We start from the raw sequence: 26,886 nt of genomic DNA, 5'->3' as shown, positions 1-26,886 counted from the left end.
GACGCCTCCGACCCCGACGATGCCCGCGACTCCGACGCCTTCGACTCCGACGATGCCCGCGGTTTCGACTACGACGTGATCGTCGTCGGCTCCGGCTTCGGCGGCTCGGTCTCCGCGCTGCGGCTGACCGAGAAGGGCTATCGCGTCGGTGTCCTGGAAGCCGGCCGCCGCTTCACCCCCGAGACCCTCCCCAAGAACTCCTGGGACATCAGGAACTACCTCTGGGCCCCGGCCCTCGGCCTCTACGGCATCCAGCGCGTCCATCTGCTCGGGCATGTGATGGTGCTGGCGGGCGCCGGGGTCGGCGGCGGCTCGCTCAACTACGCCAACACCCTGTACGTCCCGCCCGCCGCGTTCTTCGAGGACCCCCAGTGGGCCGGCATCACCGACTGGCAGCGGGAGTTGAGGCCGTACTACGACCAGGCGCGCCGGATGCTCGGCGTACGGCTCAACCCGACCACGACCCCCTCCGACGTCCATCTCAGGGCGGCGGCGGAGGCGATGGGCGCCGGCGACAGCTTCCACCCGGCGCCGGTCGGGGTGTTCTTCGGGGACGGCGAGGACGCCGACGGAACGTCGAAGGCCCGGCCGGGCACGTCCGTCGGCGATCCGTACTTCGGCGGTGCCGGACCCGCTCGCCGCGCCTGCACCGAGTGCGGCGAGTGCATGACGGGCTGCCGGCACGGCGCGAAGAACACCCTCACCGAGAACTACCTCCATCTCGCCGAGCGCGCCGGAGCGGTCATCCACCCGATGACCTCGGTGATCGCCGTGGAGGAGGACCCGGCCGGCGGCCACCGCGTCACCACCGTCCCCACCAACTCCCGCCCCTGGGGCCGCGGGCAGCGGCGCCCGGCCGTCCTGCGCGCCCGCCATGTGGTGCTCGCGGCCGGTACGTACGGTACGCAGACCCTGCTGCACACCATGCGCGACCGGGGGCTGCTGCCGCGGATCCCGGCGAGGCTCGGTGAGCTGACCCGTACCAACTCCGAGGCCCTGGTGGGCGCGCAGACCGACGACCGGCGCTACCGCAGGCGGTACGGCGCCGCCGCCAGGGCCGACTTCACCCGGGGCGTCGCCATCACCTCCTCGGTCCACCCCGACTCCTCGACGCATATCGAGCCGGTCCGCTACGGCAGGGGCTCGAACGCGATGGGCGCGCTGTCCATCCTCCAAGTGCCGCTGAGCGAACGGCGGATACGGGCCTGGCTCGCTAACGCGGCCAGGCATCCCGTACAGCTTCTCCGTTCGCTCTCCAACCGCCGCTGGTCGGAGCGGACCATCATCGGTCTGGTGATGCAGTCGCTGGACAACTCGCTGACGACGCACCGCAGGCCGCGCGGCCCGGGCAAGGGGCTGCTCACCGCGCGCCAGGGGCACGGCGCGCCCAACCCGAAGCAGATACCGGAGGCGACCCGGGCCGCGACGCTCCTCGCCGAGGAGATCAACGGCTTCGCGGGCAGCAATGTGGGCGAGCTGATGGGCACCCCGCTGACCGCGCACTTCCTGGGCGGCTGCGTGATCGGGGCAACGGCGGCGGACGGCGTGATCGATCCGTACCACCGGCTGTACGGACACCCCGGGATCTCGGTCGTCGACGGCTCGGCGGTCTCGGCGAACCTCGGCGTCAATCCGTCGCTGACGATCACCGCTCAGGCCGAGCGCGCGATGGCCCTCTGGCCGAACAAGGGCGAGCCGGACCCCCGGCCGGAGCAGGGCGCGGCGTATGTACGGACCGGGCCGGTGGCACCGAGGTCGCCGGCGGTTCCGGCGGAGGCGTTGGCGGTTCCGGCGGAGGCGTTCGGCGCGCTGAGACTGCCGTTCCTGGGGATACCGGCGGTGCCGCCGAAGAAGCCGGGGGAGCGGGGCGCCTGAGCCGGGGCGTTCGGACGGGAGACACACAGAGGCGCTGCACCCCCCTCCGAGTGCAGCGCCGTCGTGAGGCCCTCCAGATCCTCCAGATACGGATGTCACTGGTGGGGCCGGTCTTCACGCAAACAAGACCCGCGGCACGGGGAGATGGTTGCAGGCGACTTCACGAAATCTTTAAGTGGCCTGCGTCACAAAGGCGCCGCGTCACGGAACGGTGAGGGGGCGGGGTGAGGAGGGGACGGAGGACCGGGGCGGCCGGGCCCGGGCGTCCCCGGATCCGACCGCCGTTGGGTGACCGGGCTGCTGTCCCCTGCCTGCCGGTCACTGGCGCCGGGACGAGGTCCCACGACGTATCTGCGGTACGTCGCACGCCCCGGCGGAGCCACGCGTGGTGCTCTCTTCTCTGCGAGCCCGCCCCTGGGTGGCACGGACGCCTGGTCCAACGAAGCCCCTCCGGACCCGGTCACGCGCCGTACGGGTGAGAGCGGGCCCGAACTCAGATGCGGCCCCGGCTCAGCTCCAGCAGGGTCATCGCCAGTGCCGTGCCCGGCTTGCCGAGGGCGTCCCGGTAGCGGCTGAGGATCTCCATCTCGCGGGAGAGGCTGACCCGGCGGCCCCCGGAGCGGATCCGGGCGTCCTGGACGACGGCCGAGACCGCCACCCGTTCCTGGACGAGACCGATGATCCGGTCGTCCAGCGCGTCGATACGTTCCCGCGCGCCGCCGATCACCGCGGCGGCCTCGTCCGTACGCGCACCGGTGGTGTCCGCGGCCGTCGTGGCGGGAGCGGTGCCAGTGACAGGTGCGGCGGCCGGGTCAGGCGTGGCGGCCGGGTCGGAGGTGGCACCGGTGGCAGGCACGGCGGACGGGTCGGGGGTGGGGCTGGTCTGCATCGTGAGGTCCTTGTCGGGGGAGTCTGCGCCCCACGGGTCCTACCGGCCCGAACGCGACAGGCGCCCCGGGCCTTGTCGGCCCGGGGCGCCTGGGAGGTCGCTTGTCAGCTCAAGCAGCACGACCATGGCAGCCGGACGGGCCGGTGCCATAGGTAAAGACGAAGGTGAGCTGCTCGCGCATGAGCCCAGTATGGACCGGGCGCCGTCGCGCGGAGCACGGGGGTTCGGATGGTGAGACGTACCGCCGGCGGGACATACGCGGCCCCTCTCCATACCAGCGGCCCCTCGCCGTAACAACCCTCCCTGTTGGGCCCGGAGCATCCGGTGGACCGAGGGCATCGGCCCTCCCCGGTAGAATCGAGACAATCACTCCCGCTCGTGTTCACCGCCGGAAGGCCGTCCCGTGCCAGCAGCGCCCCCCGCCGCCCCCGATGTCGTCCTCGTCGTCGACTTCGGTGCGCAGTACGCCCAGCTCATCGCCCGTCGCGTCCGGGAGGCCCGGGTCTACAGCGAGATCGTCCCGTCCACGATGCCCGTGGCCGAGATGCTGGCGAGAAACCCGAAGGCGATCATCCTCTCCGGCGGCCCGTCCTCCGTGTACGCGGAGAACGCCCCCAGCGTGGACCGCGCGCTCTTCGAGGCCGGTGTCCCGGTCTTCGGCATGTGCTACGGCTTCCAGCTCATGGCGACCGCGCTCGGCGGCACCGTCGACAACACCGGGGCGCGTGAGTACGGCCGTACCCCGCTGCATGTCTCCAAGACCGGCTCCACCCTCTTCGAGGGCACCCCGGCCGAGCAGGCGGTCTGGATGTCGCACGGCGACGCCTGTTCCGCCGCGCCCGCGGGCTTCACCGTCACCGCGTCCACGGATGTCGTGCCCGTGGCGGCCTTCGAGAACGACGAGAAGCGGCTGTACGGAGTCCAGCACCACCCCGAGGTCATGCACTCCACCCATGGCCAGCAGGTCCTGGAGCACTTCCTCTACCGGGGCGCGGGCATCGAGCCGACCTGGACCACCGCCAATGTGCTGGACGAACAGATCGCCCTGGTCAGGGAGCGGGTCGGCACCAAGCGCGCCATCTGCGGTCTGTCGGGCGGTGTGGACTCGGCCGTGGCCGCCGCGCTGGTCCAGCGGGCCATCGGCTCCCAGCTCACCTGTGTGTATGTCGACCACGGGCTGATGCGCAAGGGCGAGACCGAGCAGGTCGAGAAGGACTTCGTCGCCGCCACGGGCGTCCAGCTCAAGGTCGTCGACGCGCAGGAGCGCTTCCTCACCGCGCTCGCCGGGGTCTCCGACCCCGAGCAGAAGCGCAAGATCATCGGCCGTGAGTTCATCCGGGTCTTCGAGCAGGCCCAGGCCGAGATCGTGGCCGAGGCGGGCGCCGAGGGCGAGGACGTGGCGTTCCTGGTGCAGGGCACGCTCTACCCGGATGTCGTCGAGTCCGGCGGCGGCACCGGCACCGCCAACATCAAGTCCCACCACAATGTCGGCGGGCTCCCCGACGACATCGAGTTCCAGCTCGTCGAACCGCTGCGCAAGCTGTTCAAGGACGAGGTCAGGATGGTCGGCCAGGAGCTGGGGCTGCCGGACGAGATCGTCCACCGCCAGCCCTTCCCGGGGCCCGGCCTCGGGATCCGGATCGTCGGCGAGGTCACACGCGAGCGGCTGGACCTGCTGCGCGAGGCGGACGCGATCGCCCGCGAGGAGCTGACCGCCGCCGGTCTCGACCGGGACATCTGGCAGTGCCCGGTGGTCCTGCTCGCGGATGTACGGTCCGTCGGCGTCCAGGGCGACGGACGGACCTACGGCCACCCGATCGTGCTGCGGCCCGTCTCGTCCGAGGACGCGATGACGGCGGACTGGACGCGGATGCCGTACGAGGTGCTGGCCCGGATCTCGACCCGGATCACCAACGAGGTGGCCGACGTCAACCGTGTGGTCCTCGATGTGACGAGCAAGCCACCGGGCACGATCGAGTGGGAGTGACCCCGGGCGGGGAATGACGGCCGGAGGCCGGGGCCGGTTGCCGGGTCCTGGAGCGGCGGGGCCGCCGGGGTGGCCGGGCCGCTTGAGCCGAGCGTCGGTTGAGCCGGTTGAGCTGGTTGAGCCGGTTGACTGGTGCCGGTTGAGCCGGTGCCGGTGGCGCCGGGGCCCGTGGTGCCGATGGTGCGCGTGAGTCAACACCGTAACCGTGTTCTCACCCGCCGCGACCGGGGCGACTGCGTACGGACCTCCGTCCGTACGGCACAATTCCCAGACGGTGCAAGGAAGTTCACGGGCAGGCGGGGCGGGGAAGGCGGCAGACGGCGTGGCGGTGCAAGTGGCGCGAGAGGGTACGCACGGCGGGGGCTGTATGTGCGGTGACTGCCCGCACGGAGCGCGCGAGGGGCACCGGCGGGCCGTGGCGGCTTTCCTGGCGAAGCGGGACGAACTGGCCGCGGGCCAGGGCCTGCCCGCCGCGGTCGCGTACTCCGCGAGCGCCTCCCGCCAGTGGGTGTCCGACGAACTCACCCAGTCCGCGAGGGCGGTGGCCGAACGCAGCCGCGAGGCGGGCGACGCCTGGCTCCACGCGGTGTGGCGGCACACCCTGTTCGTGGTGGGCGGCGCCGTCGTGGCGCTCGCGCTGGCGCAGTCCGTGACCGCGATAGGGGCCGGCTGGAGCGCCGCCCGTACGGCAGGGCTGGTCGCCGCGCTGGTCGTCGGAGCCCTGCTGACCGTGGCGGCCCGATTCCACCGGGCCCGCGGCGGGCTCCTCGCGCCGCTGATCGGTGAGGACAACCGGCTGTCCACCTCGCGGACCGTCGCCTCGTCCTGGGTGCTGCTGGTCGTCTTCTCCGTGCTCGTGCTCGCCCTCCAGCTCGCGGGCGCCTCCGGGCACAAGAGGCGCGACGAGCTGATCGCCGGGCTCGATCTGGCCCGGGGCGCGGGCATGGTGACCGTCCTGGCCGTGGTGTGCGCCATCGCCGTGGTCGTACGCCGGGTGGTGGCCGTACGGGTCCTGGCCCAGCGGCTCCAGAAGGTACGGGCCGAGCGCCCGCGGCTGGCCGATCTGCTCTGCGACGACGGCGGGCGCGGCAGCTTCACCGATGTCCAGTACGTCGTGGTGAACGCCGCCGCCCTGGTTTTCTCCGCCGTACGCCTCGCCCGGCGGCCCGAGCAACTCCCCGATCTGCCCTGGGCGCTGGCCCTGCTGGTCGCGGTCTCCGCCGCCACCTACTTCACCGGGAAGTACGCCGAGGGCGGCCGGCCCCTCGTGCTGTCGGTCGTACGGGCCAGGGAGGCGGGCGATCTGGACGCCCCCATCCGTACCGGCGACGACATCGAGATCCGCGGCGCGGGCTTCGTACCGCCCGGCGCCGGCACTCCGGACCGGCTGGCCCGGATGGTCGTTCGGATCGGCTCCGTCCATGTCCATGTCCCCCTGGTGCCGGTCCCCGGCGGCTTCGCCAACCCGTCGGACACCTGCCTCACCGTGCCCGTCCCGGTGGAGGTGGAACCGGGCTCGGTGGAGGTGCAGGTCGTCACGGCGGCGGGCGTCGAGACCAACCGTGTGATCGTCGAGGTCATGGACTGAGGGGTGTCGGCCGAGGCCTCCCGGCCATCGACCCCTGTCCTTCCCCTGTCCCTGCCCTTGACCTTGCCCTTGGCTTTGCGCCCCGGTCATCCTTTCCAGGCCATTGGTCCTTCCTCTTGAAGCCGGGCCGCGGCCGTGATCCCCTGCCAGGACTGAGCGCCCGGCGCGTCTGCTGCGTATGCATGGGCGAGGGGCCGCGTGGGCATACGCTCCCGCGGCAGCGGTGTGGGACAGGGGAGAGGCGGACGGGCGATGACGTATGGCTACCGGACGGACAGCTATGGGCAACTCGGCGGTGAGCCCCGCGGCTGGCGTGAGAACGCCGGCCGCTACGCGCTGCTTCCGCTGCGGATATTCCTGGGCGTCACCTTCATCTACGCGGGAATCGACAAGCTGACCCAGGGCGGCTTCTTCGCGTCGACCGGTACGGGGTCGGTCGGCGAGATGATGCGGGCGGTCAGAGACAGCTCGGCCATCCCCGCGCTGGTCGATCTCGCCCTCAAGAACCCCGCCGGGTTCGGCTATGCCATCGCCATCGGTGAACTCGCCGTGGGCCTGGGCACCCTGTTCGGAGTGCTGGCCCGGCTCGCCGCCTTCGGCGGTGCAGTGATCTCCCTGAGCCTCTGGCTGACCGTGAGCTGGCAGAGCGATCCGTACTACTACGGCAACGACCTCGCCTATCTGATGGCGTGGCTGCCGCTAGTGCTCGCCGGTGCTCCGGTGTTCTCGCTCGACTCCGCGCTGGCCAGCCGACGGCCGCGTATGTAGCGGCGTATGAGGTAGTCAGCCGCGGCCACCCACATGGCGAGGAACAGGCCGCCGAACACCACAGGGAACACCGCGTACCACGGGGTGTGCCAGGAGCCCGCCGCGTCGCCTCCGTACGCGGCGGCCGCGGCCAGCACCGACAGTCCCGCCACCAGCCGGCCGGGACGCATCTCATGGCGCATCTCATGACGCTGCACGGGTCACCTCCACCTGTCCCAGACCGACTTCGAGCCTCAGATCGAGCGTGCCGGCCGGGGCTGAGCCCGCCCGCGGGGTGAGCGTGCGCTGCCGCGACTGGTCGGGGGCGATGTCCACGTCGTTCGGCGGGTCCCCGGGCAGCCGCACATCCCCGAGCCCCGCCTGGGCCCGCAGCTTCACCGTCACGCCCTGCGGTACGACCACCTTGAGCTGTCCGGCGCCCACCTCGGCCGATGTGCTGACCGTACGGCCCCTGGGCACCGTGAGCCGGGTCAGGTCGAGCGTGCCGACGCCGGAGCCCAGTTCGTACCGCGGCTTCACCGCGGCCTCCGACACCGGTATCCAGTGCTGGCGGCCCCACTCCGTGGTGATGTTCTTCGGGACCGCCGTCGCGCCCGCGAGCAGCACGGCGGTGACGACGGTCAGGAAGACCGTCCCGATGCCCGTACGGCCCAGGAAGGCGCTGACCGCGAGGCCGAGCCCGAAGACCGCGAGCGCGGCGGTCAGGCCTATTTGCAGGCTCGTGCCGAACGGCCGGCTCTGCCACGACAGACCGGTGCCGAGGCCGCCCGCCATCAGCGCGAGCAACAGCACACTGCCGCCGATCCCGCGCGGCCCCGACGGGCGGGCCTGTCGCTCCTGAGCGCTCCTGCCCATGTGGTGCCAGAGCCCCATGCCGTGCCACCCCATGCCGTGCCACCCCATGTGGTGCCACGGCTGCCAGCGCCTGTCCGTATCGGCTTCGGTGTCCTCCGGTCCCCAGAGATAGGTCTGCGCGGAGGCCGGGCCCGTGGTGCCGTCCTTGACGATGGGATCGCGCCACCACGAGTGCAGGCCCGGGACCGGCGGCGCCATGGTCTCCGGCGGCGCCTCCGCCACCGCCTGCGCCGTCGCCGGGTCCAGCACGCTGCCATGGGGTGCGGCGGCACGGCGGCGCTGCGACCACACCGCGGAGCCCACGACGGCCGTCGACAGCATCGCCGCGAAGCCCAGGGTGCCGTCGTTGCCCAGCATCGACAGGAACAGCGCGCAGCCGATCAGCGCCATCAGCACGGCGATCAGCGAGGCGCCGTCGACACGCCCCGACAGCAGCCGGCGCGCCTCGTTCTCCTCCTGGCCCTCCTGCGGGATCAGCAGCCAGGCGAAGCCGTAGAAGATCAGCCCTATGCCGCCGGTGACCGAGAGCACCCCGATGACGATCCGGAAGATCACCGGATCCACATCGCAGTACCGCCCGAGCCCCCCGCACACGCCCGCGATCACCTTCTGCCGCTGACTGCGCTGAAGCTGCGGCGCCGTGGCGTCGTCCGCCGGGCCCGCGCCCCCCGCGCCGGACGTGCCCGCGCTGCCGGCACCGGACGTGCCCCCGTTGCCCGCGCCGGACGTGCCCGCGGCTGTGGCACCCGCGGCGGAGGCGTCCGGCGAGGACGGCCCGGCGGCGGGCGGCGCGGTGCGCGGGTCGGGAGGCGACTGGGCCGACGGCTGGGTCATACGTCCATGGTGACGGCCCGGATCCCGTGCCTCCAGCCACCCCGACCCTGGGCTCTCCCTGATATTGGCCGGCGGACAACCTCAGGGATCATGGACGTTTGTGATCCGGTCGTTCCGGAGGGATGCCACGCGGGCCGCCGGGCGCCGCCGGGGGACCGGCCCGTACCGCGCCTCACCGCCCCGTACCGGATCCGTACCCGCAAGGCATCCACCGCGCCGTACACCGGCCGGAGTTGTCAGGTACGCGCATCAGGGTCGCCTCAGGGGCCCGACCCTGATGTACCCCCGTGCCCCGCCATGTGACCATCGAAGGCATGCCAGCCGCCCCGCCGCGCCCTGCCGCGCCCACCGCGTCCTCTTCCTACCGCGCCCCCGCGCCGGACGAGCAGCCGACGCGCAAGCTGTACCGCAGCGCGGACGGCCGGCTGCTCGGCGGTGTGGCGCGCGGGCTCGCCGGGCATCTCGGGCTGCCGGTCGTCTGGGTCCGGCTGGTCTTCCTCGGCCTCTTCATGGCGCAGGGCCTGGGCGCCCTGCTCTACGCCGTCTTCTGGATCGTCGTACCGCTCGGTGTCGGCGGCACGGCGGTCGAGCCCCGCACCCTGTTCGAGATCAGCCCCGACGGCAGACGCCGGCTGCGCAAGCCCGACAAGGGCCAGATCTTCGCGCTGATCGCGCTGGTGATCGGCGCCGGGATCTTCGTCGGCAATGTCAATCTCGGCCGCAGCCACGCCGACCGCTACATCTGGCCGCTGCTGCTGATAGGTGCGGGCGTCGTCCTGGTATGGCGTCAGGCCGACAACGCGCGCCGGGCCCGCTGGACCGAGGTCGGCCGCCGCCGCCGGCTCTTCCAGCTCGCGCGCACCCTCGCCGGTGTCGCCCTGGTCGGCCTCGGTCTCGCCGTGTTCATGGTGGTGCGCGGCTCGGCAGCCCAGTTCGGGAACGTACTGACCGGGGCCATCGCCGTCGTCGCCGGGGTCGCCCTGCTCGCCGGGCCCTGGCTCGTACGCATGACCCAGGACCTGTCCGAGGAGCGGCTGATGCGTATCCGCGCGCAGGAGCGTGCCGAGGTCGCCGCCCATGTCCATGACTCCGTGCTGCACACCCTCACCCTGATCCAGCGCAGCGCCGACGACGGCGGCGAGGTCCGCCGGCTCGCCCGCGCCCAGGAGCGGGAGCTGCGGGCCTGGCTCTACCGGCCGGAGGGCCGCGGCAAGGACGAGGAGGACGAGCCCGCCACCCTCGCCGAGGCGGTGAAACGGACGGCGGCCGAGGTGGAGGACCACCACGGAGCGCCGATCGAGGTCGTGGTCGTCGGCGACTGCCCGCTCGACGAGAAACTGGCGGCACAGATGCAGGCCGCGCGCGAGGCAATGGTCAACGCCGCCAAGTACGGTGGCGATGGGGGCGCGGTACAGGTCTTCGCGGAGGTGGAGGGCCGTACGGTCTTCCTCTCCGTACGGGACCGCGGCCCCGGGTTCGACCTGGACGCCGTGCCGGCGGACCGGATGGGCGTACGGGAGTCGATCATCGGCCGGATGCAGCGCAACGGCGGGACGGCCAGACTGCGTTCGGTGCCCGGCGGCGGCACGGAGGTCGAGCTGGAGATGGAACGGGCGGACGGATGAACCCGTGGCATCCCGCCGCGCGACGAGGACCGAATGACCGCGCGGCGAGGACCGAATGACGAGGACGAGGGGCAGAGACCATGAGCGAGGGCGTACAGGCCAACGGCAGTCCGGCGGACAGCGGCGGGACCCCGGCCGGGGACGGCCGTCGTGTACGGGTCGTGCTCGTCGACGACCACCGGATGTTCCGTACGGGAGTACAGGCGGAGATCGGCCGCACCGAACAGACAGGTGTCGAGGTCGTCGGTGAGGCGGCCGATGTGGACCAGGCGGTGACCGTGATCACGGCGACCCGCCCCGAGGTCGTCCTGCTCGATGTCCATCTGCCGGGCGGCGGCGGGGTGGAGGTGCTGCGGCGCTGCGCGCCGATGATGGCGGCGCCCGAGAACCCGGTGCGGTTCCTGGCCCTGTCGGTCTCGGACGCGGCCGAGGATGTCATCGGTGTGATCAGGGGCGGTGCCCGTGGTTATGTGACCAAGACGATCACCGGCACGGACCTGGTCGACTCGATCTTCCGGGTGCAGGAGGGCGACGCGGTGTTCTCGCCGCGGCTCGCCGGGTTCGTCCTCGACGCCTTCGCGTCGACGGACGCGCCGCCGGTGGACGAGGACCTGGACCGGCTCACCCAGCGGGAGCGCGAGGTGCTGCGGCTGATCGCGCGTGGATACGCGTACAAGGAGATCGCCAAACAGCTCTTCATCTCGGTGAAGACCGTGGAGTCGCATGTCTCGGCGGTTCTGCGGAAACTCCAGCTCTCCAACCGGCACGAGCTGACGCGCTGGGCGACGGCCCGCAGACTCGTCTGAGCGGCGGCCGTACGGGTGGTGTCCTGGCGACCGACGACAACGCCGCGAGCGTGCGTGCAGGGCCCCGCGAGCCCGGCAAGATCGGCAAGACACCCACTAGGAGCAGCGCCACTGGGTGATGTATGTCCGGTTGCGGTGCTCCATCAGACCGCGGATGCACTCGCCCGGCGCGGTGTCGAGCGTACGGGCCAGCTCGGCGCGGCCGTGCCGGGTGTGCCGTGTCCCGAACCACCCCGGGAACGCCACGATCCGGTCGTCCTTGCGCTGATAGCCGAGGCGTACGGCGGTGCCCGGCCGGTCCGTGTGCTGGACGTACCGCGTGGTGAACCGGCCCGCACCGCCGATCGGGCCCTCGATGCAGAGCCGGCCGCCGGAGAGGTCGCCGCAGCCCTTGGGCGTGACACCGACCGGTGCCAGTACGAAGAGCGCGCCGGCGGTGAGGACCGAGGCTCGGACGGCGGTGGCTCGTCTCACGGCTTCCCTTTCGCGGCCGACGGCGTACTGCTGCTCATCGTGACGCGAAGGCCGGAAAGGGGCACCCGGGGTGGTCCGTACCGGTTACGGGGCCGGTGTCCGGGAGAGAGGGGCAGACGTCCGGGACAGCGGCCCAGGTGTCCGGGACTGGCGGGGCCGGTGTCCCGGACGGACCCGGGCGGCCTTCGGCCTTCTCAGGCAGGCCGCGTCGCGCCCGCGAACGGCATCTCGTCGACCGGTGCCATCCGCACCGCCGAGCCCGGGCGCGGCGCGTGGATCATCTGCCCGCCGCCCACATAGATGCCGACATGGCTGACACCGGAGAAGAAGAACACCAGATCGCCGGGGGCGAGCCGGTCGCGCGTGATCTGCCGCCCCGCGCTGATCTGCGTGTAGGTGGTACGGGGCAGGGCGACGCCCGCCGCGCGCCAGGCGGCCTGCGTCAGCCCCGAGCAGTCGAACGCGCCGGGCCCGGTCGCGCCCCAGGCGTACGGCTTGCCGATCGCCCCGTACGCGTACGCCACGGCCGCCGCGGCGCGCGAGTCGGGCGCGAGCAGCGCGCCCCTGGCCGTCGCACGCCCCGCGTGGGCCGTGTACGCGCCGTACGGGCTGTTCCTGACCTCCTGCGTGTACCGGGCGCGCTCCGGCGCCGTGAGCCGGTCCAGGAGCGCCTGTGCGGAGTCGAGCTTCTTCCGGACGGTGGCCTTGTGCCGGGCCAGCTCCGCCCGGCGGGCCTCGAACTCGCCGAGCCGTCCCTCGGCGCGGTCGCGGAGCTGGGCGACCGACGCGAGTTCCTTGCGGATCCCGGTGACCATGGCGGCCTGCCGGGCCCCGGCCCGTTCGGCGAGCCCCGCTCGCTCCAGGAACTCGTCGGGCCCCGAGCTGAGGGCGAGCTGTACGGCGGGGTCGAGGCCGCCCGTACCGCCGCGGTACTGCGCCGCGGCGACCGAACCCAGCGCGTCGCGCGCGGCGTTGAGCCGGTCCGTCCTGCGGGCCGCCTCGTCCCGCAGCTCCGTCAGGGAGGCGCGGGCCTCGTCCGCCTTCTCCTTGGCGCCGTTGTACCGCTCCGTCGCCGCCTCGGCCTCCTCGTACAGGCCGTCGATCTTCGCCCTGACCTGGGCGGGGGTGAGCCGGGGCTCCCCGTGCGCGGGGGTGGCCGCGCCGGCGGTCGCGGCCCCGGCGATGGCCAAGGTGGCGGCGGTACGGCCGGTCGGGCCGGTGAGCCGGCGCTGCTTGCGTTTTCGGTGCGCTGCCACGGGGGCGTCCACTTCCTCACGTCCGTGCGGTCGGGCGGTACGAGTCGGCCGCCCGGAGAGGGACGCTAGGACGAGAGGTCACAGCCCGGTGACGGCATGGCCGCTATTGGCTGGAGGTGAAACTTCCGGACCGCTTTGTGACCGGGCGGGTCCCGGCGGAACCGCGCTCTTCCGGTCCGACCCGGCCGATAGGGAAAGAGAGCCCCACCTCACCACCAAGAGGTGATATGGGCCGGGCTACGCTCCCGCCATGGACGTACTCATCAATGTCTTTGTCGCCCTGCACATCATCGGCATAGCGTCGCTGCTCGGCGGCTTTCTGACCCAGATGAAGTCGATGAGCGCCGGCACGGCCCGGTTCAGCCCGGCGATGCTGCACGGGGCGCTGACGATGCTGGTCACGGGCGTCGCCCTGGTGGGCCTCAACCAGGCCGACGACAACCCCGTGAACAACATCAAGATCGGTATCAAGCTGGCGGTCCTGGTGGTGATCCTGGGCGTGGTCTATGTGAAGCGGGACGACGAGACCGCGCCGAAGGGCCTGTTCGGCGCGGTCGGCGGCCTGACGCTCGCCAATATCTTCATCGCGACGCTCTGGACCTGACCGGCGCTCCGGCCCGGGCCCCCGGGCCTTGTCAGGCCGGGCGGACGCTCCCGTAGATCGGCATGTAGTAGATCGACTCCTCGCGCACGTTCGCGCCCGGCTTGGGGGCGTGGATCATCATGCCGTCGCCTATGTAGATGCCGACGTGGCTGATGTCGTCGTAGAAGAAGACCAGGTCGCCGGGGAGCAGATCCCCGGTCGAGACGCGCGTGCCGACCTCGACCTGCTCCCAGGTGGTACGGGGAAGCTGTACGCCCGCCTCCCGCCACGCGGCCTGGGTCAGACCGGAGCAGTCGTACGAACTGGGTCCCGACGCGCCCCAGACGTACGGCTTGCCTATCTGCGCGCGTGCGAAGGCGAGGACCTTGGCGGCCTTGGTTGCGTAACCGCCGCCGGAGGTGCCGGAGCCGGTGTCCGTGCCCGTACCGGTGCCGGTACCAGGGCTGGTGTCCGTGCCCGTGTCCGTACCGGCCGAAGGCGGCTCCGCGGCCTGCTGCTGCTCGCGCAGCCGCTCGGCCTCGGCCTTCGCGCGGGCCTCCTCCTTGGCTCTCGCCTCGGCCTTTCTGCGGGCCTCTTCCTCCTTCTTGCGCTCCAGCGCCGCCAGCCGCTGCTGCTCCTCGGCGGTCAGCCGCGACAGCAGCGCACGGGCCGCCCCGAGCTTCTTCTGTACGTTCTCCTTGCTGGTCCGCAGGGCGGCCTGGGACGCGGTCAGCGACTCCAGGCTCTTCGCCGCCTGGGCCCGCTCCTTCGCCGCCGCGGCCTGCTGTGCCTGGTAGTCGGCGAGGACACCGCGCTGACGGTCCGCCAGCCGGTCCATCATCTGCGTCTGCTCGAAGTACGCCTGCGGGCTGTCGGCGAACAGCAGCGCGGCGGTCTGGCCGAGCCCGCCCTCGCGGTACTGCGCGGACGCGAAGCCGCCGAGCGTACGGCGGGCCTCGTTCAGCTTGTCCGCGCGCTTGGCGACCTCGTCCAGCACCCGGCCGACCGTGCGCTTCTGCTTCTCCGTGGCCTCTTTGGCCTTGTTGTACTGCTGCGTGGCGCCACCGGCCTGGCGGTACAGGTCGTCGACCTTCTTCTGCACCTCTTCGACCGACGGCCTGGGCTCGGCGGGCGCGGCGTTCGCGCTCTGCGTCGAGAGCAGCGTGACCGAAGCGAGGGCGGCCGTCGTGAGACCGACGGCGGGGGAGTTGGTGCGTACTCCGCCACGGGTGCGCGACTTGCGATGCGACGCCAAGGCCAGCATCTCCTTCCGTCGAACTTCCTTCTGGAATGTCCGATTTCAGCAAAGGTCGCCCGCTCGGCGCGGATCGCCTTGGGGGGTTCGGGCTGCCTGAGCGAGCACGCTAGCCAAACTGTGGTCCTCATGTGAAGGACGATGGGCGATATGCCCGATACATTTTCGTGACCATTTGCTTATGCGATGCGAGAAGGTCGCTGCAAAGGGTCGAACGGGGGTCGCGAGGGCATTTTCGTCACCTTGTGTGAGCGGGCGGTCGCCGCACTTCGGAGTGGCGCGGTCCGCCCGGACTTCGGAGTGGCGCGGTCCTGCCGAGGCGGGCGCGCCGGAGTCTTCCCAAGGCGGGCGCGGGCTGTCAGTGCGGCGCAATAGACTCGGAAAGCGATGAGCAGCCTCTTTGACGACAGCTTCCTGGCGGACCTCCAGCCCTCCGGCGACGAGCCCCCGCCGCCGCCCGAGGACCATGACGAGCACGCCCAGGAGGCGGTGCCCGACGATCTCTTCGAGGGTGCGTACGACATGCCCCCGGCGCGCGACGCATACCACCGCGACGGCTCTCCGCGGACCGTCGTGGACCCCGCCGCGCTGCTCGAAGGGCTGAACGAGGAGCAGCGCGCGGCCGTGGTGCACACGGGATCGCCCCTGCTCATCGTGGCCGGGGCCGGTTCCGGCAAGACCCGGGTCCTCACCCACCGGATCGCGCATCTGCTGGGCACCCGCAGCGTCCACCCCGGCCAGATACTGGCGATCACCTTCACCAACAAGGCCGCGGGCGAGATGAAGGAGCGGGTCGAGCAGCTCGTCGGCCCGCGCGCCGGCGCCATGTGGGTGATGACCTTCCACAGCGCCTGCGTCCGTATCCTGCGCCGCGAGTCAAAGAGGCTCGGCTTCACCTCGTCGTTCTCGATCTACGACGCCGCCGACTCCAAGCGGCTGATGGCCCTGGTCTGCCGTGATCTGGACCTCGACCCCAAGCGCTATCCGCCGAAGTCCTTCAGCGCCAAGATCTCGAATCTGAAGAACGAGCTGATCGACGAGGAGACGTACGCGGGACAGGCCGCCGACGGCTTCGAGAAGACGCTCGCCGAGGCGTACCGGATGTACCAGGCGCGGCTGCGCGAGGCCAACGCGCTGGACTTTGACGACATCATCATGACCACCGTCCATCTGCTCCAGGCGTTCCCGGATGTGGCCGAGCACTACAGGCGGCGCTTCCGCCATGTGCTGGTGGACGAGTACCAGGACACGAACCACGCCCAGTACACGCTCGTACGCGAGCTGGTGGGCCCGTCCGGCGAGGACCACGACCCGGCCGAGCTGTGTGTCGTCGGCGACGCCGACCAGTCGATCTACGCCTTCCGCGGCGCCACTATCCGTAACATCCTCCAGTTCGAGGAGGACTACCCGGACGCGACCACGATTTTGCTGGAGCAGAACTACCGCTCCACGCAGACGATTCTCAGCGCCGCCAACGCGGTCATCGAGCGCAATGAGAGCCGCCGTCCGAAGAATCTGTGGACAAAGGCCGGTGCCGGCGCCCGGATCACCGGCTATGTCGCGGACACGGAGCACGACGAGGCGCAGTTCGTCGCCGACGAGATCGACCGGCTGACGGACGCGGGCGAGGCCAAGGCGGGCGATGTCGCCGTCTTCTACCGTACGAACGCGCAGTCCCGTGTCTTCGAGGAGATCTTCATCCGGGTCGGCCTGCCCTACAAGGTCGTCGGCGGAGTGCGCTTCTACGAGCGCAAGGAGGTCCGCGATGTGCTGGCCTATCTGCGGGTCCTCGCCAACCCGGAGGACAACGTCCCGCTGCGCCGTATCCTCAACGTCCCCAAGCGAGGCATCGGGGACCGCGCGGAGGCCATGATCGACGCCCTCGCGCAGCGGGAGCGGATCACCTTCCCGCAGGCCCTGCGCCGGGTGGACGAGGCGTACGGCATGGCGGCACGCTCCGCCAACGCCGTCAAGCGCTTCAACACGCTGATGGAGGAGCTGACCACGGTCGTCGAGTCGGGCGCCGGGCCCGCGACGGTGCTGGAGGCGGTGCTCGAACGGACCGGTTATCTGGCCGAGTTGCAGGCCTCGACCGACCCGCAGGACGAGACCCGTATCGAGAACCTCCAGGAACTGGCGGCGGTGGCGCTGGAATTCGAGCAGGAGCGCGCCCAGGCGGCAGCGGCGGCCGACGACACGGGCGCGGCGGCTGCCCCGGCCGCGACGGGCACGCTCGCCGAATTCCTGGAGCAGGTGGCGCTCGTCGCCGACTCCGACCAGATCCCCGACGAGGACGAGGACGGCTCCGGTGTCATCACCCTGATGACGCTGCACACCGCCAAGGGCCTTGAGTTCCCCGTGGTGTTCCTGTCGGGCATGGAGGACGGCGTCTTCCCGCACATGCGCGCCCTGGGCCAGACCAAGGAACTGGAGGAGGAGCGGCGGCTGGCGTACGTCGGCATCACCCGCGCCCGCGAACGGCTCTATCTGACGCGGTCGTCGATGCGGAGCGCGTGGGGGCAGCCCGCGTACAACCCGCCGTCGCGGTTCCTGGAGGAGATCCCGGGCCAGCACCTGGAGTGGAAGCGGACCGGGGCGCAGATCCCGGCGGGGCCGACCACCTCGATCGCGTCCTCACTGTCCGCGGCGGCGGGCGGAACCGGCTCCGGCTCGCGCTCGCGGTCCGGCGCCTCGGGCTTCGCCACCCGGCGTATGAGCGACAAGCCGGTGATCTCGCTGGCGGTCGGAGACCGGGTCACCCACGACCAGTTCGGCCTCGGCACGGTCATGGCGGTGACGGGTACGGGGGCGAACGCACAGGCGACGGTCGACTTCGGAGACCCCAAGCCCAAGCAACTGCTGCTGAGGTACGCGCCGGTGGAAAAGCTGTAGCGGCGCTGCCGTGCGGTAGGGAAAGCTGTGGCGGGACGGAAAAGCTGTAGTGGCACCCGGCGCGGGGGGCTGGGGCGGGCGGTTCCGTTCCGGCCCGCGCCGTCCGGCGCGCCTCGTTACGTCGGGTCCAGGCCGTGGCTGCGGAGCCAGGACAACGGGTCTATCGCAGAGCCGCCGCCGGGCCGTACCTCGAAGTGGAGATGCGGACCGGTGGAGTTGCCCGAGTTCCCCGAATAGGCGATGACGTCGCCGGCCTTGACCGTGCCGTAACGGATCTTCGTACTGCTGAGGTGGCAGTACCACGTCTCCGTGCCGTCGGGCGAGGTCACGATGGCCATGTTGCCGTACGCGCTGTTGTACTGCGTCCGTACGGTCCCGTCGGTCGCCGCCATCACCGGTGTGCCGTACGAGACCGGGAAGTCGATCCCGGTGTGCACGGACATCCAGTTGATGCCGGCCTGGCCGTAGTACGCGCTGAGGCCGTGTGCCGCGACCGGCAGCGCGAACTTGGGGCGCAGGGCCTCCTTGCGCGCCGCCTCGGCCTCGCGCTGCTTGCGCTCGGCCTCCTGCCGCGCCTTGAGGTCGATGCGCTCCTGCGTACGGCTGGCCCGGTCACCGAAGTCCCGGGCGTCGGCGCTGAGCGCGGCGAGCTGGGTGTCCAGCTTGTTGTTGGCGGCCACGGGTTTGACGGTGGACGGGTCGGCGGCCGTCGCGGTGGTCCTGGTCTCCTCCGGGGCCTCCTCGCCGAGTCCGCCGACGGAGGCGGCGGCGATACCGGCGACGCCCATCACACAGGCGGAGGGGACGGCGACCGTGAGAAGCGCGGAGCGCTTGGCGGGGGTACGGCGGCGGCCCCGGCTGCCGTTTCCGCCGCCGGACCGGCCTACCGGACGAGGCGTCACGGTCACGGCGGGCACGGTCATGGTCGGGGCCATGTGCAGCGAGTCGGCCTCGGAGACGAAGTCGCCGGAGCCGGGAGCGTCGCCCGCGTCCATACCGTCCTCGGCCTCATGGACGGACTCGGCGTCGAAGTCGGCCTCCGCACCGGGTTCAGGTTCGGGCCCGGGGGCTCCGTACTCGGCGTCCGCGTCGTACGGAGCCGGGTCGTACGGGTCGGCCGGGTCCGCGGCGTACTGCTCCTGCGCGTCGTACGCGCCGTCCGCCGCGTACTGGTGGCCGTACTGGTCCTGTACGCCCGCGACATCCGCGTCCACGAGGAGCGTGTCCTGCGCGGGGTCCGGTGCTGTCCCGGCCGAGTTCCACGCGGTGGCGTCGTACGCCCCGGAGTCGAAGGTGGGCGCGATCCACTGCGCGGTCGGCTCGTACCCGAGCGGCGCGGCCGCGAACTGCTGGGCGTCGAAGGGCGCGGTCTCGAACTGCGCGGCCTGCGCCGGGGCGAACGGCGCCGCGACGGGCTGGCCCAGGGCGTCGTATCCGTACGGCGCGTTCTCGAACTGGCCGTTCTCGAAGGAGGCATGGCCGAGCGGGGCGTTTTCGAACTGCCCGGCGTGGCCGGTGCCGTTGAGCTGATTCGCCTGGTTCCAGGCGTCGGCGTCCCACTGGCCCGTCGCGTCCGGCCCGGCCGCCTGGACCGGGATGTCCGCCAACGGCTGGTAGTCCGGGGACTGCTGGTAGCCGGTGCCGCCGACGGTGGGGTCCGCCCACTGGCCGTTCGTGTCGTACTGCCCGTACTGCGATTCGTACTGCGGCGTGGCGTAGGCGTCGTATCCGGCGCCCTGCTGCTGGTGCGCGGCGCTGTCCCACTGGCCGCCGGTGTCGTACTGCTGCTCGTACGGCCCGTTGTGGGCCGGAGTCCCCTCGTAACCGCCCGGCAGGGAGCCGAAGAGCGGGTCGGCCGTGTAGCTGCCGTTCTGGTAACCGTCGTATCCGGCGTACCCGGCGTGGGCGTGCTGGTCGTTCACCAACTTCTCTCTCGCCTCGGCAGCAGGACCAGGGTCTGAGATCCGGTCCTGTGGGAGAAGGACCTCAGAGGGAAAGCAGTGGCCGCGACTGTACCCGGCGGTATGCGACGGCGACAATCTTCCGCAGGTTTTGGGCCCAGCGGAAACGGGCATTCGGCCGTGTTTCGGGGGACTGCGGGCACAGGCTTGGCCGTACGTTCGAAGCGTGTTCGAGTGGCGAGTGCGGTCGCGGGCGGCGATCGGCGGCGATCGCGGTGGTGATTGCGGTGGCGATCGCGGAGGTTGGCCGCGGACCGGGCGTCGGGCGCCGGGTTACGTGCGTCGGTTCCGGCCGGCGGGTTCCGGCGGTCAGGCGACGGACGCGGGTCCTTCGGTGGTGGGCGGACCCTCGCCGAGGTCGATACCCGACCCGAGATCGGGCAGAAAACCGGATTCGAGGACGTGCCGGACACCCGCCGCGACCGCGGGATGGACCGGCAGGGTCAGATGCCCGAGGCCGCTCACCCGGACGTTCTGCGCGAGCAGATCGGGGTGTTCGATACGGGCCGTCTCCACCGGGTCCATGAGCTGGTCCATGTCGCTCCAGAAGCTGACGAAGCGGGTGCGGCAGCCGGGCGCGGGCAGCCGCAGCTCGTCGATCAGGCCCGATCCCGGGCGCATCTGCCGCACCACCGGGTGGGCGTCCGCGAACGGTACGACGGTGGTGCCCTCGTGGGGCGTGCCGAGGGTGACGAGCGTACGGATCCGGCTATCGCCGCCCAGTCGCTGTGCGTAATAACGGGCGATCAGGCCGCCCATGCTGTGCCCGATGACATCGACCTGGCGGTGGCCGGTGCGGACGCAGATCTCCTCGATGTGCTGCCCCAGCAGCTCGGCGGCCGACCGTATGTCGAAGGTCAGCGGGGAGTAGTTGAGCGAGATGAGCCGGTCCCAGCCGTTCCGGGCGAGGGAGCGGCGCAGCATGACGAAGACGGAGCGGTTGTCGACCAGGCCGTGGAGCAGTACGACAGGGGGCCGTTCGCGGCCGTCGGCGGGGACCTGCGGGGCTTCCGGGGGCAGCGGGGCGGCACGGCGCTCCTGGATGATTCCGGCCGGGTAGAGGACGAGATGCCCGGTGAGGATCGCGAGGTCGAGCGCGGTGGCGCGGAGCAGCGCGGGGGGCGGTGACGCCTCGCGTACGCGGCTCACCTGACGCAGCAGCGGAGGCAGGAGCGGCGACAGCGGAAAGAACGGCTGGATCTGCATGGCCGACCTCCGAACGGCACCCGGCAGGCGGCTCTGCCCCCCGTGTGCCCTCATGGGGCGCCGCTCACGGCGGATCCGCGGCCGACGTGCCGGAGCCGACGCACAAGCCGAACCACCGCGCCACCCGACCGGCGGCCCGGTGGAACCGCGCCCATGTGGCGGCTCCTCTGCGGCTCCCCTTGCGGCTGTCCGCCCCGGCCCGGGGGCCGAGTGCTACCGGAACACCGCAAAGCGAACTTGTCCCAGGTGTGATTTCCCCCTCGCCGCCCGCCGCGAAACAGCCGGGTGCGGGATGCTGTGGATAACGTTCGTTCACCTCTCCGGGCCGCGCGGGCGCGGGAACCCGTGCCGCGGGAACCCGTACTGATGGCGGCGCAGTCGGTATGTGGCAGACGGTCGGTGCGCGCGGTCCGTATGGCCGGTCGGTCGGTATGTGCAGTCGTCGGTATGTGCAGTCGGTATTCGGTATGTGGAGGCAACGATGGGTGTGACCGGTCCGATCCGTGTGGTGGTGGCCAAGCCGGGTCTCGACGGCCACGATCGCGGGGCGAAGGTGATCGCGCGTGCGCTGCGTGACGCCGGCATGGAGGTCATCTACACGGGGCTCCACCAGACCCCCGAGCAGATCGTGGACACCGCGATCCAGGAGGACGCCGACGCGATCGGCCTGTCCATCCTGTCCGGCGCCCACAACACCCTCTTCGCGAAGGTGATCGAGCTGCTGAAGGAACGGGACGCGGAGGACATCAAGGTCTTCGGCGGCGGCATCATCCCCGAGGAGGACATCCCTCCGCTGAAGGAGCTGGGCGTCGCCGAGATCTTCACCCCCGGTGCGACGACCACGTCGATCGTCACCTGGGTCAACGCCAATATCCGCCAGCCGACCGGCGCGTGACACCGGGCGCCCGGCAGCGTGCCACCGGGCGCCGCAGGCGTGCCGTGCGTATGCCACGCGCGTGCCGTGCTACGGCTTTGCTCCTTCCGGTGGTTCGGATATCTCCGCTGTTGCCGCCCGCGCGGACATGCGTGGCGGCTCCGGCGGCTCGGCCAGCTCCGACAGCATCGCCGCGCGCAGGCGCAGGGTGGAGACCAGCCGCTGGAACGCCTCCGACCAGTAGCCGCCCGCGCCCGGCGACGCGTTCTCACCCTCGTCCGGGGTCGCCGTGAGCAGCTCCAGCCGGCTGGCCGCCGCCGGGTCGAGGCAGCGCTCCGCCAGTCCCATGACCCCGCTGAAGCTCCAGGGGTAACTTCCGCCGTCCCGGGCGATGTCGAGCGCGTCGACCACCGCCCGGCCGAGCGGCTCCGCCCAGGGCACCGCGCAGACGCCGAGGACCTGGAACGCCTCCGACAGACCGTGCGCGGATATGAACGCGGCCACCCAGGTGGCCCGTTCGGCGGCCGGCAGGGTCGCCAGCAGCTTCGCCCGCTCCGCCAGGGACGGAGTGCCGGGACCGGCGGCCCGCGCGGCCACGGGCGTACCGAGCAGGGCCGCCGCCCACCGCGCGTCCCGCTGCCGGACGGCCGCCCGGCACCAGGCCGCGTGCAGTTCGTCCGCCCAGTCGTCCAGGACGGGCAGCGCGACGATCTCCTCCGGCGTACGGCCGCCGAGCCTGCGCGGCCAGGTGCTCAGCGGGGCGGCCTCCACCAACTGGCCCAGCCACCAGGACCGTTCACCCCGTCCGGCGGGCGGCGCCGGGACCACTCCGTCGCGCTGCATGTCCGCGTCGCACTCGTGCGGGGCCTCGACCGCGATGACCTGGCCGCCGCCCGTACGGTCCATGCTCACGCAGGTCGCGGCCCGTGCCGCCATCCGCCCGGCGAGCGCCGACTCCGGCAGCGCCGAGAGCAGTTCGGCCGCGGTGGAACGGACATTGCGGCTGCGGTCCGACAGGGCCCGCTCCAGGAAGGGCTCGTCCGTCCCGGACAGCCCGGTCCGCAGGGAGTCCAGGAACATCAGCCGGTCCTCGGCGCGCTCCGTCTGCCACGTCGACGCCAGCAGCGCCCGGGCCGCCTCGCCGTCATGGGCCCGTACGGCGGCCAGCAGCGCGACCCGCTCGGCGAACAGCCCCTCCTCCCAGAGTCGCCGCACGGCCTCGTCGTCCCGGACATCGGGCAGCAGGGTCCCGCCGGATCCGCCGCGCAGGGCGAACTTCCACTCCGGGTTGAGCCGGGCGAGCCAGAGGCCGCGCGGCCCGGCGAAGGCCAGGGCCGCGGGCCGCAGGTCGGTACGCGCGCGGGCCGCGTCGAGCAGCGCGGGCAGTACGGGCGCGGGCGCCTGATAGCCGTGCTCGTTGGCGGCGGCCAGCCACTGGGGGAGCAGCTCGGTGAGATCGGGAGCCGTACCGCGACGGCCGCCGCCCGAGGGCGCCGACCGGTCGGCCAGCAACTGCGCGAGCCGTCTCGCGGCCGGTTCGGGCAGCCGCTTCCGGCCGTCGTGGGGCGCCCGCTCGGGCCGGGTGGCGGCGCGCGCGGGGCGCAGGCCGGCCCTGCGCCGTACGGTGTGGAGCGCGGCGGCGTCCAGCAGGGCGACCGGGGCGTCCCGGCCGGGTGTCATGATCCCGGCCGGTGGAGTACGCCGGTCCGTACCGAGCAGTGCCGAGGTGACCAGGTCTTCCCAGGGTGATCCGGCGCCACTGCCCGTTGTGCGACGGGTGCTCGGGACTGTGGCGTGGGTGTTGCTGAGCGTGCCGTCGGCTGTGCTGTTCACAGGGTCCTCCGTCCGTACATCGCGTCCTCCGAAGGTGTGCGGGCGACCGCGTGCGGCGCGGTCAGGTGAGGGGGACCGTCTCCGATATGTCCTCGGCCCAGGCCGTCAGCGGATGGAACCCCCGGTGCCCGCACTCGCCGAACACCGTGACCGGGCCGCCACCGGAGACCGCCGCCAGCTTCCACAGCCCGGAACGTCCCAGCGCCGTGGCCGCGACGGGCAGCGCGGACTCGCCGTCGGCGTCCGCCAGTTGCCAGCCGCCCCCCTCGCCGGGCACCGGGATGACGTCCCGCAGCGTCACCGGCCACGCGTCGAGCCAGGGGTCGGCCCGCAGCGCCGCCCCGTACGCCTCCATCGCCTCGACGGTGGATCCGCCGGGCGGCGGCTCCTCGATCGGACCGGGGACACCGAACTGCTGCCCCCAGTCCGCCCGTAGCTGCCCCGCGCCCGCATGCGGTGTGACCTCCGCGTCGATCACCAGGCCGACCGGCAGGCCCAGTTCCGGGGACCGGCCCGCCGCCCCGAAGGACAGGAGCAGCGCCGACCGCCCCGACTCCCGTCCGTACAGCCGGATACGACGGGTGATCAGCTTGCCGTCCGAGGAGTCGCACTGCGCCAGCACCAGCCAGTGGTCCCGGACCGGCGGACCCCCGGCGGGCGACGGCAGCCCGACCCGGGTGCGGACGGTCGTCGCCAGCGGCTCGGGCAGCCGGCCGAGCCCCTGCCAGCCCGTGTTGAGCAGATGCAGGAGCGCGGACTCCTCCAGCAGCCGCACCGGCCAGCCCGCCCCCGATCCCGGGATCGCCCCCAACTCCCGCACCCGGCTGGCCAGTCCGGGTGCCTGCGCGTCCACCATCCGGGCCGCCGTCTCCTCCCACAGCCCATACCCCGACTGCTCCGCCGCGGCCAGCCCGCCCCGCAGCAGATCCGCCAGCCGCTGCTCCAGCTCCGTCGTCCCCGCCGTGATCCGCGCGGCCCGGCGCTCCGCCCTGCGCCGCGCGGCCTCCGGATCGGCCGGCTTCCCCGCCCCGCCCCCGCCCGCCGTTCCGGCGTCCGTCCCCCTCCTCGCTCCGCCTCCTGCGCCCTTCGAGCCACTCCTCGGCCCACCCCGGCGCCTTCGCCTCCCCCACCGCCCGCTCGTCGGACGCCCGGAGCAGCAGCAGGCCCAGCGCGTGCTTGCACGGGAACTTCCGGCTGGGGCAACTGCACGAGTACGCCGGACCCGTGGTGTCCACCACCGTCTGATACGGCCTGCTCCCGCTGCCCCTGCACAGCCCCCACACGGCCCCCGCGGTGTCGGCTCCCGCCTCCGACCACGGCCCGGCCGTGCCCAGTCGTGTCCCCGCTCTGCGCGACGAGTCGTCAGGAGCCAGGGCAAGCACCTGTTCCGTCGTCCAGCGGACCCCCGTTGGATTCATGGCCACGACGTTAGGACCCCCCACTGACAATCGCCCTTGACCTGCGATTTCAAGGGGCCGGGCCGGACTTCGCGACGCCTCGGCGCTTTGGTTTTGCATTTCCTTTACGATTGGTCGCGAGAGGTGTCCGCGAGCCGGCGGGCACATGAACGACCGGGGGGATCACCGATGAACAGCACCACTCGCACCGTCCGCGCCGCCGTCGGCGCGCTCGCCGCCGCCGGACTCGCGCTGGGACTGACCGCCTGCTCCGAGACCGTCGACCAGGTGGACAAGGCCGTCAACGAGACCTACGAAGTCACCTATGAGGTGACCGGCGACGGCGTCGACACGATCGACTACCACGGTGGCGGAGGCAAGGCCATGGAGCCCAAGATCGAAACGGTCGAACAGCCCACGCTGCCATGGAAGAAGACGGTCACGCTCCGGGGGATCATGCCGCCCGCGGTCATGCCGATCGCCGTGGACATCACCGGCGCCGAGGTCACCTGCAAGATCATCTACAAGGGCGAGGTCATCAAGCAGGAGACGGGCGCGGGCCTGGCCACGGCGGGCGGCTGCGTCGCGGTCTCCCCGATCGCCGACTGAGTTCCCGCTCGAACTCCCGCTCCCCGCACGGCCGTCCGGCGCCCGCCGGACGGCCGCCGTGCCCACGGGGCCCGGATCCGGCTTGTCCACAGGCTCCGGCCTGCGGAAACGACCGATTGTCAGTGGCGTGGTGCACGGTGGGTACCACATCCGGTCGACCGATCTGGAGGGGGATCCATGACCGTGCCCGAAAACACCGCCGCCGCCGCGACCACCGACGGCGAGGTGCTGCGCCCGCACGCCGAGGACGCGTTCGCCGATGAGCTGAAGGCCCTGGCCGCGGCCGACGACCGGCAGCGGCCCGCGCGCTGGCGCCTGTCGCCCTGGGCCGTGGCCACCTATCTGCTCGGCGGCACGCTGCCCGACGGGACGGTGATCACCCCGAAGTACGTCGGCCCGCGCCGGATCGTCGAAGTCGCCGTCACCACCCTCGCCACCGACCGGGCGCTGCTGCTGCTCGGTGTGCCGGGCACGGCCAAGACCTGGGTCTCCGAACATCTCGCGGCGGCCGTCAGCGGTGACTCCACACTGCTGGTGCAGGGCACGGCCGGTACGCCGGAGGAGGCGGTGCGGTACGGCTGGAACTACGCGCGGCTGCTCGCCCACGGCCCCAGCCGCGAGGCGCTGGTGCCCAGCCCGGTGATGCGGGCCATGTCCGAGGGGCTGACCGCGCGGGTCGAGGAGCTGACCCGTATCCCCGCCGATGTGCAGGACTCGCTCATCACGGTCCTGTCCGAGAAGACCCTGCCCGTTCCCGAACTGGGCCAGGAGGTGCAGGCCGTCCGGGGTTTCAATCTGATCGCCACGGCCAATGACCGCGACCGCGGGGTCAACGAGCTCTCCAGCGCCCTGCGCCGCCGCTTCAACACCGTCGTCCTGCCGCTGCCCGCCACGCCCGAGGCCGAGGTCGACATCGTCTCGCGGCGCGTCGGCCAGATCGGGCGCGCGCTCGATCTGCCCGCCGGACCCGAGGGGCTCGACGAGATCCGCCGGGTCGTGACGGTCTTCCGTGAGCTGCGCGACGGCCTCACGGCCGACGGGCGTACGAAGCTCAAGTCGCCTTCGGGGACGCTCTCCACGGCCGAGGCCATCTCGGTGGTCACCCATGGCCTCGCGCTGGCCGCCCACTTCGGCGACGGAGTGCTGCGGCCGGGCGATGTGGCGGCCGGGATCCTCGGCGCGGTCGTCCGTGACCCGGCGGCGGACCGGGTGATCTGGCAGGAGTACATCGAGACGGTGGTCCGCGAGCGCGACGGCTGGAAGGACTTCTATCGCGCCTGCCGCGAGGTGACCGCGTGACCGCGCCCACGCCGGTACGG

Annotated in this window: 19 protein-coding genes and 1 pseudogene; 11 read left to right on the top strand and 9 right to left on the bottom strand. The window is 72.0% G+C overall.

Features of this window, described 5'->3' with window-relative positions; all coding sequences use genetic code 11:
• The first annotated feature begins 78 nt into the window (after window positions 1-78).
• Complete coding sequence (locus KQY30_RS13590) at window positions 79-1,875, top strand: GMC family oxidoreductase (RefSeq protein ID WP_217311038.1); 1,797 nt, start codon at window positions 79-81, stop codon at window positions 1,873-1,875.
• A 493-nt stretch (window positions 1,876-2,368) separates the two neighbouring features.
• On the opposite strand, the gene KQY30_RS13585 is transcribed toward KQY30_RS13590, so the two are convergent.
• On the bottom strand, window positions 2,369-2,731 hold the full coding sequence (locus KQY30_RS13585; RefSeq protein ID WP_367997478.1) for a chorismate mutase: 363 nt from the start codon (window positions 2,729-2,731) through the stop codon (window positions 2,369-2,371).
• 436 nt (window positions 2,732-3,167) lie between these two features.
• On the opposite strand from KQY30_RS13585, the gene guaA reads away from it, so the two are divergent.
• The 3 genes from guaA to KQY30_RS13570 all read left to right on the top strand — a co-directional run bounded on the left by guaA (window position 3,168) and on the right by KQY30_RS13570 (window position 7,107).
• Window positions 3,168-4,751, top strand: a complete 1,584-nt coding sequence (guaA, locus tag KQY30_RS13580; RefSeq protein ID WP_217307056.1) for a glutamine-hydrolyzing GMP synthase — start codon at window positions 3,168-3,170, stop codon at window positions 4,749-4,751.
• 322 nt (window positions 4,752-5,073) lie between these two features.
• Complete coding sequence (locus tag KQY30_RS13575) at window positions 5,074-6,339, top strand: hypothetical protein (protein ID WP_217307055.1); 1,266 nt, start codon at window positions 5,074-5,076, stop codon at window positions 6,337-6,339.
• Between the two features lie 252 nt (window positions 6,340-6,591).
• Window positions 6,592-7,107 (top strand): DoxX family protein, encoded by a 516-nt coding sequence (locus KQY30_RS13570; RefSeq protein ID WP_217307054.1) that lies wholly within the window; start codon window positions 6,592-6,594, stop codon window positions 7,105-7,107.
• Window positions 7,108-7,290: 183 nt separating this feature from the next.
• On the opposite strand, the gene KQY30_RS13565 is transcribed toward KQY30_RS13570, so the two are convergent.
• Window positions 7,291-8,796, bottom strand: a complete 1,506-nt coding sequence (locus KQY30_RS13565; RefSeq protein WP_217307053.1) for a PspC domain-containing protein — start codon at window positions 8,794-8,796, stop codon at window positions 7,291-7,293.
• Between the two features lie 314 nt (window positions 8,797-9,110).
• On the opposite strand from KQY30_RS13565, the gene KQY30_RS13560 reads away from it, so the two are divergent.
• Together KQY30_RS13560 and KQY30_RS13555 are read left to right on the top strand one after the other, a co-directional pair.
• Window positions 9,111-10,421 carry an ATP-binding protein gene (locus KQY30_RS13560; protein WP_217307052.1) on the top strand — a complete coding sequence of 437 codons (1,311 nt, stop codon included), beginning with the start codon at window positions 9,111-9,113 and terminating at the stop codon, window positions 10,419-10,421.
• Between the two features lie 80 nt (window positions 10,422-10,501).
• Window positions 10,502-11,227, top strand: a complete 726-nt coding sequence (locus KQY30_RS13555) for a response regulator transcription factor (protein ID WP_217307051.1) — start codon at window positions 10,502-10,504, stop codon at window positions 11,225-11,227.
• Window positions 11,228-11,323: 96 nt separating this feature from the next.
• Here the strand turns inward: KQY30_RS13555 and KQY30_RS13550 are convergent, their stop codons facing one another.
• A complete protein-coding gene (locus KQY30_RS13550) occupies window positions 11,324-11,701 on the bottom strand; it encodes a hypothetical protein (protein WP_217307050.1) in 378 nt (125 codons plus the stop codon).
• A 194-nt stretch (window positions 11,702-11,895) separates the two neighbouring features.
• Window positions 11,896-12,957 carry an NlpC/P60 family protein gene (locus KQY30_RS13545; RefSeq protein ID WP_217307049.1) on the bottom strand — a complete coding sequence of 354 codons (1,062 nt, stop codon included), beginning with the start codon at window positions 12,955-12,957 and terminating at the stop codon, window positions 11,896-11,898.
• A gap of 250 nt (window positions 12,958-13,207) precedes the next feature.
• On the opposite strand from KQY30_RS13545, the gene KQY30_RS13540 reads away from it, so the two are divergent.
• Complete coding sequence (locus KQY30_RS13540; RefSeq protein WP_217307048.1) at window positions 13,208-13,561, top strand: hypothetical protein; 354 nt, start codon at window positions 13,208-13,210, stop codon at window positions 13,559-13,561.
• 31 nt (window positions 13,562-13,592) lie between these two features.
• Here KQY30_RS13540 and KQY30_RS13535 read toward each other — a convergent pair whose 3' ends face one another.
• On the bottom strand, window positions 13,593-14,804 hold the full coding sequence (locus KQY30_RS13535) for a C40 family peptidase (protein WP_217307047.1): 1,212 nt from the start codon (window positions 14,802-14,804) through the stop codon (window positions 13,593-13,595).
• Between the two features lie 378 nt (window positions 14,805-15,182).
• On the opposite strand from KQY30_RS13535, the gene pcrA reads away from it, so the two are divergent.
• The gene (gene pcrA / locus KQY30_RS13530) at window positions 15,183-17,687 is read left to right on the top strand and encodes a DNA helicase PcrA (protein WP_217307046.1); all 2,505 of its coding nucleotides are present in this window, start codon (window positions 15,183-15,185) and stop codon (window positions 17,685-17,687) included.
• Window positions 17,688-17,803: 116 nt separating this feature from the next.
• Here pcrA and KQY30_RS13525 read toward each other — a convergent pair whose 3' ends face one another.
• On the bottom strand, window positions 17,804-19,609 hold the full coding sequence (locus tag KQY30_RS13525; RefSeq protein WP_254407114.1) for a M23 family metallopeptidase: 1,806 nt from the start codon (window positions 19,607-19,609) through the stop codon (window positions 17,804-17,806).
• A gap of 348 nt (window positions 19,610-19,957) precedes the next feature.
• Window positions 19,958-20,854, bottom strand: coding sequence for a triacylglycerol lipase (locus KQY30_RS13520; RefSeq protein ID WP_217307044.1), 897 nt, complete (start codon window positions 20,852-20,854; stop codon window positions 19,958-19,960).
• A 481-nt stretch (window positions 20,855-21,335) separates the two neighbouring features.
• Between KQY30_RS13520 and KQY30_RS13515 the strand changes: the two genes are divergently transcribed.
• Window positions 21,336-21,749, top strand: a complete 414-nt coding sequence (locus KQY30_RS13515; protein ID WP_217307043.1) for a cobalamin B12-binding domain-containing protein — start codon at window positions 21,336-21,338, stop codon at window positions 21,747-21,749.
• A 69-nt stretch (window positions 21,750-21,818) separates the two neighbouring features.
• Here the strand turns inward: KQY30_RS13515 and KQY30_RS13510 are convergent, their stop codons facing one another.
• The gene (locus tag KQY30_RS13510) at window positions 21,819-23,462 is read right to left on the bottom strand and encodes a DUF5691 domain-containing protein (protein WP_217311037.1); all 1,644 of its coding nucleotides are present in this window, start codon (window positions 23,460-23,462) and stop codon (window positions 21,819-21,821) included.
• Window positions 23,463-23,622: 160 nt separating this feature from the next.
• Window positions 23,623-24,979 (bottom strand): annotated as a pseudogene (locus tag KQY30_RS13505) (SWIM zinc finger family protein).
• Between the two features lie 168 nt (window positions 24,980-25,147).
• Here KQY30_RS13505 and KQY30_RS13500 point away from each other — a divergent pair.
• Together KQY30_RS13500 and KQY30_RS13495 are read left to right on the top strand one after the other, a co-directional pair.
• Window positions 25,148-25,567, top strand: a complete 420-nt coding sequence (locus KQY30_RS13500; RefSeq protein WP_217307042.1) for a hypothetical protein — start codon at window positions 25,148-25,150, stop codon at window positions 25,565-25,567.
• Between the two features lie 177 nt (window positions 25,568-25,744).
• On the top strand, window positions 25,745-26,866 hold the full coding sequence (locus KQY30_RS13495) for an AAA family ATPase (protein WP_217307041.1): 1,122 nt from the start codon (window positions 25,745-25,747) through the stop codon (window positions 26,864-26,866).
• Window positions 26,867-26,886 lie beyond the last annotated feature (20 nt).

The sequence above is a fragment of the Streptomyces sp. GMY02 genome, from assembly GCF_019056675.1.
GTDB lineage: Bacteria > Actinomycetota > Actinomycetes > Streptomycetales > Streptomycetaceae > Streptomyces > Streptomyces odonnellii.
This window is presented reverse-complemented; position numbering and strand designations above follow the sequence as displayed.